The following is a 13,055-nucleotide window of genomic DNA, read 5'->3' as shown; positions in this document are numbered from 1 at the left end:
CCCACTGGAAAACCAGCAAGGTTGCAGTATCCAAGCGGGCAAACCTTATGCTGTCATATTTTACTTCTTCTTTTCAGTTAACCGGCGGCCACAGGCTCAGCTTGGCGCACCCACCCGGCAGCGCCGATGCATTTTTGTTGGCCCAATTGTGTTCACAGGCCCAAGAACAGGGCAAGCTGTGCCTGATCACCTGCGCCAACCCGCACGATGCAACCCGCCTGCAAGAAGAAATTGCCTTGTTTGCTCCAGGCTTGAAGGTGCATTACCTGCCCGATTGGGAAACCTTGCCCTACGACAGTTTGTCCGCCCACCAGGATTTGGTGTCTGAACGACTGGCCACTTTGTACCAAACACAGCGGGGCGATCTGGACGTACTGATTACCGCAGCCAGCACAGCCATTCAAAAACTGGCGCCGCCTTCTTTTCTGGCGGGCAGTACGTTTTATTTCAAAACAGGCGACAAACTGAATGAAAAAAAACTGCGCGAGCAGTTGACGATCGCCGGCTACAGCCATGTGTCGCAGGTGATGACCCCTGGCGAGTATTGCATTCGCGGCGGCATTATCGATTTGTTTGCCACCGGCACAGCCCTGCCATTTCGCATTGATTTGTTTGATGATGAAATCGAATCAATCAAAACATTTGATGTAGACACCCAGCGCAGCCTTTACCCGGTTCGCGAAATGCGCCTGCTCCCCGGGCGCGAATACCCGATGGATGAACAAAGCCGCGCGCAGTTTCGTAGCAAGTGGCGAGAACGCTTTGAAGGCGACCCCTCGAAAGTTGGCATTTACCGCGACATGGGCACCGGTGTGGCCAGCGCTGGCATTGAATATTACCTGCCTCTGTTTTTTGAGAACACGGCCAGCCTGGTCGACTACCTGCCTCAAAAAGAACTGGTGTTTATTCAGCATGGCGATGTAGACCAAGCGCTTCAGACCTTCGCGGCTGACACGCAAAGCCGCTTCGACTTCTTGTCGAAAGACATACAGCGCCCAATACTGCGGCCTTCCGAAATTTACCTGAATGCCAATGAGTTTTTCAGCAGTTTCGAAAATGCGGCGCGCGTGAATTTGTCGGCATCCAAAAATGCTTTGGTGCCAGAATACAGCGGCGCACTGCTACCCGACCTGGCTGCCGACCGAAAAGCAGATGATCCTGTTTTCAAATTCCGCAACCTGATAGAACGCACTGGAGCTGGCAGCTACAAACAAGTGATTATGGTGGCCCCCAGCGATGGTCGTCGAGAAACCCTGAACCAGTATTTCCTTGAACACAAGCTAAAACCCCACCAAACCGAAACACTGCAAGGTGCACTGGAAAGTGGCGAACACTTTGTGCTGTGTACCGCAGTACTGGACCAAGGCTTTGGCGTGCACCGCGGGCTTGAAGCGCAAATTGCGTTTGTTACTGAAGCAGAATTGTTCTCGCTTTCCCCACGCCGCCGCGGCGCACGCAGACAACAAGAACGGCAAAGCAACGTCGAATCAATGATTCGTGATTTGTCGGAACTGAAAATCGGCGACCCAGTGGTGCACCAACAACATGGTATTGGCCGGTACAAAGGCCTGATCAGCATGGACCTTGGCGAAGGCGAATCTGAATTCCTTCATCTTGAATATGCCAACGGTTCGAACCTGTTTGTGCCGGTAGCCCAGTTGCACGTGATCGCACGCTACAGCGGTGCAGACCCGGAAAATGCACCCGTGCATGCACTGGGTTCAGGCCAGTGGGAAAAAGCCAAGAAGAAAGCTGCCAAAATGGTGCGCGACACCGCAGCTGAATTGTTGAACCTGTATGCTCGCCGCGCCTTGCGAAAGGGCCATGAATTCAAACTAAGCGTTGGCGACTACGAAGCCTTTGTTGAAAAATTCGGCTTCGAAGAAACAGCCGACCAGGCCGCTGCCATTCGCGCGGTAATCGCCGACATGACCTCGCCCCGCCCCATGGACCGTTTGGTGTGTGGCGATGTGGGCTTTGGCAAAACCGAAGTGGCATTGCGCGCTGCATTTGTCAGTGTAATGGATGGCAAGCAAGTGGTGCTGCTGGCCCCCACAACGCTGTTGGCCGAACAACACTTCCAAACCTTCTCCGATCGCTTCTCCGATTGGCCCGTGAAAGTAGTCGAACTGTCCCGATTCAAATCACCCAAAGAAATTCGCGATGCAGTTGAATTGATCAATACCGGCAAAGCCGACATCATTATTGGCACGCACAAAGTACTCAGCTCAGAAGTTGAGTTCTCGCGCCTTGGGCTGGTGATTATTGATGAAGAACACCGCTTTGGCGTACGCCAAAAAGAGGCCTTGAAAAACCTGCGTGCTGAAGTGGATGTACTGACGCTTACCGCGACACCCATTCCACGCACACTGGCCATGAGCATGGAAGGCATTCGGGATTTCTCCGTAATCGCCACTGCCCCGCAGCGCCGCCTGTCGATTAAAACCTTCGTGCGCCGTGAAACTGACAGCGTAATTCGCGAGGCTGTACTACGCGAACTCAAACGTGGCGGGCAGGTGTACTACCTTCACAATGAGGTCGATACCATTGAAAATCGCCGTGAGGCGCTTGAAAAAATTCTGCCGGAAGCCCGTATCGGTATTGCGCACGGGCAAATGAATGAGCGTGACCTTGAACGCGTGATGCGCGATTTTTATCAACAGCGATTCAACCTGTTGTTGTGCACCACCATTATTGAAACCGGCATTGATGTACCCACAGCCAACACCATCGTGATTCACCGAGCCGACAAATTCGGCCTGGCGCAACTGCACCAGTTGCGTGGCCGCGTTGGCCGTTCGCACCACCAAGCCTATGCCTACATGATGGTGAACAACGAAGAAGGCCTGAGTAAAAACGCAGAGCGTCGCCTTGAAGCCATCACCATGATGGAAGACCTGGGCAGCGGTTTTTATCTGGCCATGCACGACCTTGAAATTCGCGGTGCTGGCGAGGTATTGGGTGCCAATCAAAGCGGCAATGTGCACGAGGTGGGCTTTCAAATGTACACCGACATGCTGAACCACGCTGTGCGTAGTTTGCGCGCTGGCAAAGAACCCGACTTGACCGCACCACTGAACGTCACAGTAGAAATCAACCTGCACACGCCGGCTTTGTTGCCTGAAGATTACTGCCCCGACGTGCATGAACGCCTGACCCTCTACAAGCGCCTGGCCAGTACCGAAGAAATGGACTTCATTTCAGAGGTTCAGGAAGAACTGATTGACCGCTTTGGAAAACTGCCTGAAGCTGCCACAGCACTGCTTGAAACGCACCGCCTGCGCATTTTGGCCAAACCCCTGGGCATTGCAAAAATTGACAGCTCAACAGACGCAACCGTTGTGCAATTTGATGCGCAACCGAATGTGGATGCAGGCAAAATCATATTGATGATTCAAAAAGAAAAAGACATGAAACTGGCCGGCGCCGAGCGTTTAAGAATTACACGCAGTTTCCCGAAAGTCAGCGACCGTGTACAGTTTCTTAAAGGTTTGATCAAACAACTGGCCTGAACCCACATGATCTACAACGCTGGCACACAATTCACTTGGTTTCGCCTGCTGGGCGCGGCTCTCCTTTTCGGGAGCGCTTTAATCTCAGGCAAGGTGCAAGCACAAAACCCTGATTCAGGCGACGCTGGCCTGGCAGTCTACAAGGCCTTGTTGCCCGAGGCCGAAGCAGGTGATGCCGAAGTGCAAACCGCACTCGGATTGATGCGCCTGCGTGGTGATGTCGTGGAACGCGACCTGAAGGTCGCACGCGTTTGGCTGGGGAAAGCGGCCATGCAAAACCACACGCCTGCCCAATACTATTTGGGCCAATTGCTGTTGCTTGATGTCTTCAATGCCAGCCAGCCAGACCTGAGCAAACAACTGACCGAAGGCCTGGGTTGGTTGCGCCGTGCATCCCGAGACCAACACAGCCCGTCGCAATTGCTGTACTCACAAACCGTTCTGGAAAGTCACCTGGAAAGCCCATTCGGACACAGCAAAATTGAAGCCCAGCAACACCTGGATTCTTGTGCTGAAGTGTACTTGCCGTGCACCCAATATGCGCTGCAACGACTCGACAAGGGCAAGGAAGAAGTTTACTGCCCCAAAAACGAATTCTGCGAACAAAAAAAGCGCCTGCTTTACACATTGGCCAATGCAGACGACGCCAACGCACGCTACTGGTTGAGCAAGTTTGAGGGTGAAGACCGCATGTTCTGGTTGCGTCGTGCTGCGCGCCTGAATCACCCTCAAGCCAGTCATGAATTGGCCGAGCTTGTCCTGAAAAATGAAGTGCCCCTTCAACCAGAAGACCCGGCAGTGTTGGCATTGTTGAATTCCGCAGCGCAACAGGGATTGGTTGAATCAATGCACCTGCTAGGCAATCTGCTCTATGAGGGAACCCGATTTCCAGTCAACAAGCCCTTGGGGTTACAATGGTTGAACCTTGCGGCGCAACAGGGTCACGAACCCTCAATCAAACTCTTGGCACAACTTCAAGAGCCCGCCGGTGAAATTTCCGCAAACGACAAGGTAGAATCCGCGCAACCCACGGAGAGCACACCATGAGCCGACTATTCTTTTCCTCCAAAACATTGACCACCGCCCAGGTGCACACCGCGCTTGATGCACTCAGCCTGCCCACACTGGGCGTTGAAGTTCAAGACCAACAAGCCTGCATTGAAATTCCTGAGGCCTACACACTGCCCAAAGCAGCCATTACCGACACCATGCGGCCATTAAGCCGTGTGCACCAGTTCGACTTTGCAATCCTGGAATCCGAGTTTCAGGCCAATGAATTCAAATTGCTGGCCATGGACATGGACAGCACGCTGATCACGATTGAATGCATCGATGAAATTGCAGACTTTGCAGGCAAAAAAAAGGAAGTGTCTGAAATTACCGAAGCCGCCATGCGGGGTGAAATCAAAGACTTTTCCGAAAGCCTGAACCGCCGGGTGGCTTTGCTCAAAGGCGTACCGGAAAGCTGCCTGCAGTCTGTATTTGAAGAACGCCTGCGCTTGTCGCCAGGGGCAGAAGAGCTGATTGCCTATGCCAAAGCCAACAAATGGAAAACGCTGTTGGTCAGTGGTGGTTTTACCTTTTTCACCGACAAAATGAAGGAAGTATTGGGGCTGGATTACACCCGATCAAATACGCTCGAAATTGTCGATGGACACTTGACCGGCCGCGTGTTGGGCACCATTGTGGATGCAGAAGTGAAACGTGAAACCGTGCTGGAAACCTGCGCACTCTTAGGCTGCGAGCCCTCGCGCGCAATTGTGGTGGGCGATGGTTCCAACGATCTGAAAATGATGGAAATTGCCGGCGCCAGCGTGGCGTTTCATGCCAAGCCAGTGGTGCAGGTGAAAACAGACTTTTGTATCAACCACGGTGGGTTGGATAGCATCTGCAAGTGGTTTGAGGCGAATAGCTGATCAGCGAACAGAGGTTTGGGCAGAACACCCAAACCTCATCACGCGGCAATACCGCTGAGTATTACATCCGCTCAAAAATCGCCGCAATACCCTGACCGCCACCAATACACATGGTCACCAGTGCGTAACGACCCTGAATGCGCTGCAATTCGTACAATGCTTTCACGGTAATAATTGCACCTGTGGCACCAATGGGGTGGCCAATTGAAATACCTGAACCATTGGGGTTCACCTTGGCCGGGTCCATGCCCAATTCCTTGGTTACGGCACAAGCCTGCGCAGCAAAAGCCTCGTTGGCTTCAATGACGTCCATGTCTTCAATTTTCAAGCCAGCTTTTGCCAAGGCTTTTTTGGTTGCAGACACGGGGCCAATGCCCATAATGGTTGGTTCAACGCCCGTGTTGGCGTAGGCCACCAAACGGGCCATGGGCTTCTTGCCAGCCTTCTCGGCAGCGCCACGTTCCATCAACAGCACAGCACCCGCACCGTCGTTCAAACCCGAAGCATTGCCAGCAGTCACTGTGCCGTCTTTCTGGAACACGGTTTTCAGTTTGCCCATGCCCTCAACAGTCGCGTCGCCACGAACGTGTTCGTCAGTGTCGAACACAACAGGACCTTTGCGGGTTTTTACTTCGATCGGCAAGATCTGGTCTTTGAAATAACCGTTTGCAATTGCGTTGGCTGCACGCTTGTGGCTTTCAACCGCCAAGGCGTCCTGGTCTTCACGGCTTACATTGAATTCTTTGGCCACGTTCTCAGCGGTTACACCCATGTGGATCACATGGAATGGGTCGTGCAGTGCACCCACCATCATGTCGATGCCCTTCATGTCGCCCATGCGTGCACCCCAACGGGCAGCAGGCAAAATGTACGGGGCTTTGCTCATGCTTTCAGCACCGCCACCAATGGCGACATCGGCATCGCCCAACATAATGCTTTGCGCAGCAGTCACAATGGCTTGCAAGCCAGAACCGCACAGGCGGTTCAAAGTAAGTGCAGGCGTTGTTTTGTCCAAACCACCTTCAATGGCAGCCACGCGAGACAAGTACATGTCGCGGGGCTCGGAATTAACCACATGGCCAAACACAACATGGCCCACCTGGTCGGCGCTTACACCTGCGCGTGCAACCACTTCTTTCACAACCATGGCGCCCAACTGCGTTGGGGAAAAATCTTTCAAACTTCCACCAAAGTCGCCCACTGCGGTGCGTACACCGGCTACTACTACCACTTCACGTGTCATTGCTCTATCTCCTATTTTTTATTAAACGATTCAGCTAAATGATTCTGTTATGCAATTCGACCCCAAAGGTCGTGTTCATCACAGTCATCAATCAGCACATTGATAAAATCGCCCGGCTTAGGCTTCTGGGCCGGGTTTTCAGGCATGGGTACAAACACATTGCCATCAATTTCCGGGGCATCGGCTTTGCTGCGGGCCACAATGCCCTCTTCGTCGGTTTCATCGACCAACACTTGCATCACTTTGCCCAACTTGGCTTCGTTGCGGCTCAGTGAAATCTTTTCCTGCAGTTCCATCAAACGCGCGCGGCGCTCTTCTTTCACTTCTTCCGGCACCGGGTTGTCCAGCGCATTGGCCACTGCACCGTCCACGGGTGAATAGGCAAATACACCCACGCGGTCCAGTTGCGCTTCTTCAATGAAATCGAGCAGATGCTTGAATTCATCTTCTGTTTCACCAGGGAAACCAGTGATAAATGTGCTGCGCAGTGTAATGTCGGGGCAGGTTTCGCGCCAGGCACGAATGCGTTCAATGTTGCGCTCGCCACTGGCGGGGCGCTTCATGCGCTTGAGCACATCGGGGTGTGAGTGCTGGAATGGAATGTCGAGGTAAGGCAAAATTTTACCTTCCGCCATCAACGGCACCACACGGTCCACGTGGGGGTATGGGTACACATAGTGCATGCGCACCCAAATGCCCAGTTCGCCGAGTTCTTCGGCCAGTTGCTGAAACTGTGTTTTTACGGGGCGGCCATTCACAAAGTCAGTGCGGTACTTCAAATCCACGCCATAGGCCGAAGTATCCTGGCTCACCACCAGCAATTCTTTCACGCCCGATTTTTTCAGGCTTTCTGCTTCACGAATTACTTCACCGATTGGACGGGAGACGAGATCGCCACGCATGCTTGGAATAATGCAGAAGGTGCAACGGTGGTTACAGCCTTCCGAAATTTTCAAATAGGCATAGTGCTTGGGCGTTAACTTCACGCCATGGTCGGGCACCAAATCAATGAACGGGTCGTGTGGTCTGGGCAGGTGAATGTGCACCGCCTGCATCACTTCTTCAGTGGCATGTGGGCCAGTAACAGCCAACACCTTGGGGTGCAAGTTGGTAATCAGTTCCTTGCCCTCGTTGCCGTTTTTGGCACCCAGGCAACCCGTTACAATTACCTTGCCGTTCGCATGAATGGCTTCACCAATGGCGTCCAGGCTTTCCTGCACGGCACTGTCGATAAAACCGCAGGTATTGACAACGATCAGGTCTGCCCCTTCATAGGAGGCAGATACGTTGTACCCCTCTACTTTCAGTTGGGTCAGAATTCGCTCGGAATCCACAAGGGCCTTTGGGCAACCCAAAGAAACAAAGCCCACACTCGGTGGGCGCTTGGCAGAGAAGGTTTCGTCTTGCATATTCGGTGTTACTTTTTGGTAGGGTCCGGCTTTGCTTTGGTGGCACCGGGCATACCAGGCGCGCCTGGCATTCCGCTCATGCCGGGAAACTCGCCCGGGTTTGGGAATCCAAAGTTTGTGAACATGCTGCGGGTCTGGTTTTGAAACTGATCCTGCATTTGCACAAACATGTTTTTGCTTTGTTCAATGTAATTGCTCATCATGCTTTGAATCACAGGCGTTTGAACACTCATGAATTGTGACCACAATTCCGGGTTTGCAAACTGACTGCCATCCGCCACATTTTTTCCTTGATCCTGGAAGCTGTTCTGAATGTCCATGAACGCTTGCAGGTTTTTCTCAAGGAATGTACCCATAATGCCCTGCATGGCATTGCCGTAAAACCGAATGATTTGCGACAGCATGGGAGAAGTGAAAATTGGCACGCCTGCAGTTTCTTCTTCCAGAATGATCTGGAGCAAAATGCTACGGGTTAAATCTTCACCGCTTTTCGCATCCACGACTTGAAATCCTTCGTTTTCCAGCACCAATAGCTTTACATCGCCCAAGGTGATGTAACTGCTGGTTTGAGTGTCGTACAAGCGTCGGTTTGGATACTTCTTGATCAGTCGTGTTGCGTCAGCCATGCCTCTCATCTCTTTCTTGTGGTGTTATACGCCGCCGCACCTGCGTGGGTGAACGGTCTGGTTGCAGGTGCATCAATTTGTCAAACTACCTTGCACAAACAAGCACTTACAAAAAACAAAGCACTGCACGCTTTTTCAACGTGCAGTGCAACATCATACCGCCTTTTTGGCACTTGGTTGCCGAAAATGCACCAAGGATTAACCCATGTGCAAACCACCATTCAGCGAAAAGTCAGCGCCTGTCGAGAAACCAGAGTCCTCAGAGGCCAACCAGGCGCAAATGGATGCAATTTCTTCAGGTGTACCCCACCGCTTTACCGGAATGGTATTCAAAATTTTTTCCAGTACATCAGGGCGAATGGCACGAACCATGTCCGTACCGATGTAGCCCGGAGAAACCGTGTTCACAGTGACACCCTTGGATGCGACTTCTTGAGCCAACGCCATGGTGAAACCACGCAAACCCGCTTTGGCTGTGGAGTAGTTGGTCTGCCCAAACTGCCCTTTCTGACCATTCACCGACGAAATATTGATAACACGACCAAAGCCCTGCTCAACCATGCCACTGATAACCTGTTTGGTCACGTTAAACAACGAGTTCAAGTTGGTGTCGATCACGGCAGACCAATCGTCGCGACTCATTTTGACAAAAGTGCCATCGCGGGTAATGCCGGCATTGTTCACGAGAATGGAAACCGTGCCGTGCTCGGCACGTACTTTCTCGAAAGCAGTCACGGTGCTGTCCCAATCGGCCACATTGCCTTCGCTGGCATACACCTCGTATCCTGCGCTGCGCATTTCACCCAGCCATTTTTCCTTGCGGGGTGAATTGGGGCCACAGCCTGCGATCACACGGTAACCCGACTCACACAGCTTCTTGCAAATGGCCGTTCCAATACCACCCATACCACCTGTCACATACGCTACTTTTGGTTCATTCATGATTCACATCCCTTCTTTATTTGTATTGATTTGAATTTATCCGAATACTATCTGGAGACAGCCAAAGCCACGCCCATGCCACCGCCGATACACAATGAGGCCAAACCTTTCTTGGCATCGCGCTTATTCATTTCATGAATCAAGCTTACCAGCACACGGCAACCTGACGCACCAATTGGATGCCCCAAGGCAATGGCGCCACCATTCACGTTGATCTTTGATGTATCCCAACCCATTTCCTTGTTCACGGCACATGCTTGTGCCGCAAAAGCTTCGTTGATTTCCATCAAGTCCAGCTCAGCAGCAGTCCAGCCTGCTTTTTCCAGGCACTTCTTCGAAGCAGGGACCGGCCCCATACCCATAATCGTGGGATCCAGCCCGGCACTGGCATAGGCAGCAATGGTCGCCAACACGGGCAAACCCAGTTCTTTCGCTTTCGCAGCACTCATCAACATCACAGCGGCTGCACCATCATTCAAACCAGATGCGTTAGCAGCAGTCACACTGCCGTCTTTCTTGAATGCGGGCTTTAACGCGGTCATGTTGTCCAGCGTGGCGCCCAGGCGTGGAAACTCATCGGTGTCAAACACCAAGGGGTCGCCTTTGCGCTGAGGAATGCTCAACGGGAAAATTTCATCCTTGAACTGGCCAGCCTTAATTGCAGCTTCAGCTTTGTTCTGGCTTTTCACCGCAAACTCATCTTGCTCCGCACGTTGAATACCATACTTGTCCGCCACGTTTTCAGCGGTAATGCCCATGTGGTACTGGTTGTACACGTCCCACAGGCCATCCACGATCATGCTGTCTACCAGCTTAGCGTCTCCCATGCGAAAACCATCGCGGCTGCCCATCATCACATGGGGCGCTGCACTCATGTTTTCCTGACCACCGGCAATCACGATTTCAGCGTCGCCGCAAGCAATCGCTTGTGCGCCCAGCATCACTGCCTTCAGGCCAGAACCGCAGACTTTGTTAATTGTCAGAGCAGGCACAGTGTTCGGCAATCCCGCTTTGATGACAGACTGACGGGCCGGATTTTGACCCGAACCTGCTGTGAGCACCTGTCCCAGAATCACTTCTGAAATCTGCTCACCCTTCACGCCCGTTTTCTCAAGCAAACCTTTGATCACGTGCGCCCCCAACTCTGGCGCAGAAATTTTGGCAAGTGATCCACCAAACTTGCCCAGTGCGGTTCTGCCCGCAGCAACAATTACAACTTCAGTCATGTCAACTCTCCTTACAGGTTTTTATACGGCTCGCTGTTTGACGTATCGTCCAGGTGCGGGCTCAATGGATTTGAATTTTGCATTGCCGGGTTTTGCTGGCGCTTTCACTTCTCCGCCTTTCATGGACTCAAGCCACTGCGCCCAATCATTCCACCAACTGCCAGGCACTTCTTTGGCTTGCTTGAACCATTGCTCAGGAGTATCTGGAATTTCACCTTCACACACCCAGTAATTGCGTTTGTTTTTATTGGCCGGGTTGATAACACCGGCAATGTGGCCACTGGCACCCAGCACAAACCTGGATTCACCGCTCACCAAATGGCTAGTTTGAAAGGCACTTCGCCAGGGCACAATGTGGTCTTCACGAGTTGCCAAAATGTAAACAGGTACATCGATCAAACCCAAATCAACCGGCATGCCACAAACCATGGCTTTGCCCGGCTGGCACACCTTGTTTTCCAGGTAAGTATTCCGCAGGTACCAAGCAAACATGGGGCCCGGTAAATTGGTGCTGTCACTGTTCCAGTACAACAAATCGAACACGGGTGGCTTTTCACCTTTCAGGTAATTGTTCACCACGTAATTCCAGATCAAATCATTTGGGCGCAGCGAGGAAAAAGCACTTGATAAATCTTTGCCGGGCATAACCCCACCCTGACCAATGCTTTCTTCCCGCGCCTTGACCTGCTCCTCGTCCACAAATACACCCAAGGCGCCAGTGTCGGTGAAGTCGAGCAAGGTGGTCAAAAACGTGACACTGTTGACACTGTCGTCACCGCGATTGGCCAATGTCGACAAAGCCGTTGCCAAAAGCGTGCCGCCCACACAAAAACCAAGCACATTCAGCTTGGGTTGTTTGGTGATGGTTTTGACAACATCAATGGCCTTGATTACGCCATCTTCAACATAGCCATCCCAACTGAAATGCCCTTCAGCCTCGGTGGGATTTTTCCAGGACACCAGAAACAAAGTGTGGCCTTGGCTAACCACGAAGTTAACCAGCGAATTGGCGGGTTGAAGGTCGAGAATGTAAAATTTATTGATGCACGGCGGCACAAACAACATGGGCTGTTTACCCACTTTTTCAGTGGTGGGCTTGTACTGCAGCAGTTGAAAATAATCGCACTCAAACACCACGTCACCAGGTGTAGTGGCTACATTCACACCCACTTCAAACGCATCTTCATCGGTTTGTGAAATGCGACCTTTTTGCATGTCTGCCATCAGGTTTTGAATGGCCTGTGTCAGGCTTTCACCTTTGCTCTCCAGCAATTTTTTCTGCGCTTCCGGATTGGTAACAAAGAAATTGGAAGGGCTCAGTGCATCGACAAACTGCTCAACGGCGTACTCAACCTTGCGTTTTTCAGGACTGCTGTCGGGCACCAGTTCAACAATACGTTTCGTGAACCGTGCGTTCAGCGAATACATGGCCGCAGTGAACTCATACACACCGTGGTCGTGCCAATCGGGTGAAGCAAAGCGCTTGTCACCCTGAATCCAGGTGTCAAGAGATACAGGCTGTGTGGCCTTGGACTCGGGATTGGGTAAATTGGAAAACGCCGAAGCCAGCAATGCGGACAACTCGGCAGCGTATTCAGTTTGAATTTGCCCCAGTGAATGCACCGGGATTTGGGTCAGTGCAGCCTGGCAAGCACCCATGATCGAATTCATGAATGGCTGAATGGCTCCCATGGTTGCATTTTGTAACGGCACTGAGGCTTGCAATCCCGGGATTGGCCCCAGTTGCCCGAAGGCACCCATGGCCTGCTGAAACTGGGCCTGCATCTGCTGCTGCATTTGTTCTGCAACAGGCAATAGCTGACCGAAGACTTCGTTAAAGTCTGGTATTTGTTTGTTCACCTTCCTCTCCTTTGCGGGCGCAATACGCTCCCTTGGCTCGTCGGCCTTTTGTATATTGTGCACCGCAACATTTTGACTTGTCAAATAATTGTATGCCTCTGACCCTTACTGTTTGCTGATGAGCCCAATTTCATGCACCATCTCCAGTGTATTCGTTTCACCCTAGAGTTCACAAAAGATGTACATCGTAATTATTGGCTGGATGTATGTGGTTACCTTGATGGCAGCCACTGAAACAAACTTCGTGGCAGGCATTGTCACTTTTCTGTTTTACGGGGCGTTGCCCTGCGCAGTGCTGGCTTATTTGATGGGAACAAAGTC

Annotated in this window: 9 protein-coding genes; 3 read left to right on the top strand and 6 right to left on the bottom strand. The window is 52.0% G+C overall.

What is annotated here, in order from left to right:
* Positions 1–47 precede the first annotated feature (47 nt).
* The 3 genes from mfd to serB all read left to right on the top strand — a co-directional run bounded on the left by mfd (position 48) and on the right by serB (position 5,428).
* Positions 48–3,512 carry a transcription-repair coupling factor gene (mfd, locus tag P0D43_RS09675; protein ID WP_341236660.1) on the top strand — a complete coding sequence of 1,155 codons (3,465 nt, stop codon included), beginning with the start codon at positions 48–50 and terminating at the stop codon, positions 3,510–3,512.
* Positions 3,513–3,605: 93 nt separating this feature from the next.
* Entirely contained in the window at positions 3,606–4,559 is a 954-nt protein-coding gene (locus P0D43_RS09670) for a hypothetical protein (protein ID WP_394672295.1), read from the top strand.
* Entirely contained in the window at positions 4,556–5,428 is an 873-nt protein-coding gene (serB, locus tag P0D43_RS09665) for a phosphoserine phosphatase SerB (protein ID WP_394672294.1), read from the top strand. Before P0D43_RS09670 ends, serB begins: the two co-directional genes overlap by 4 nt.
* A gap of 61 nt (positions 5,429–5,489) precedes the next feature.
* Here the strand turns inward: serB and bktB are convergent, their stop codons facing one another.
* The 6 genes from bktB to P0D43_RS09635 form a co-directional block, all read right to left on the bottom strand.
* Positions 5,490–6,671 (bottom strand): beta-ketothiolase BktB, encoded by a 1,182-nt coding sequence (gene bktB / locus P0D43_RS09660; protein WP_159568642.1) that lies wholly within the window; start codon positions 6,669–6,671, stop codon positions 5,490–5,492.
* Between the two features lie 47 nt (positions 6,672–6,718).
* Positions 6,719–8,080: a 30S ribosomal protein S12 methylthiotransferase RimO gene (gene rimO / locus P0D43_RS09655; protein ID WP_394672293.1), complete on the bottom strand. Its 1,362-nt coding sequence runs from the start codon at positions 8,078–8,080 to the stop codon at positions 6,719–6,721.
* Between the two features lie 8 nt (positions 8,081–8,088).
* Positions 8,089–8,706: a polyhydroxyalkanoate synthesis repressor PhaR gene (phaR, locus tag P0D43_RS09650; RefSeq protein WP_159568644.1), complete on the bottom strand. Its 618-nt coding sequence runs from the start codon at positions 8,704–8,706 to the stop codon at positions 8,089–8,091.
* Positions 8,707–8,904: 198 nt separating this feature from the next.
* Positions 8,905–9,648 (bottom strand): acetoacetyl-CoA reductase, encoded by a 744-nt coding sequence (gene phbB / locus P0D43_RS09645; protein ID WP_394672292.1) that lies wholly within the window; start codon positions 9,646–9,648, stop codon positions 8,905–8,907.
* A 47-nt stretch (positions 9,649–9,695) separates the two neighbouring features.
* Entirely contained in the window at positions 9,696–10,874 is a 1,179-nt protein-coding gene (locus P0D43_RS09640) for an acetyl-CoA C-acetyltransferase (RefSeq protein WP_159568646.1), read from the bottom strand.
* Between the two features lie 21 nt (positions 10,875–10,895).
* On the bottom strand, positions 10,896–12,734 hold the full coding sequence (locus tag P0D43_RS09635; RefSeq protein ID WP_341236664.1) for a class I poly(R)-hydroxyalkanoic acid synthase: 1,839 nt from the start codon (positions 12,732–12,734) through the stop codon (positions 10,896–10,898).
* Positions 12,735–13,055 lie beyond the last annotated feature (321 nt).

Source organism: Limnobacter sp. (assembly GCF_043511195.1).
Classification (GTDB): domain Bacteria; phylum Pseudomonadota; class Gammaproteobacteria; order Burkholderiales; family Burkholderiaceae_B; genus Limnobacter.
This window is presented reverse-complemented; position numbering and strand designations above follow the sequence as displayed.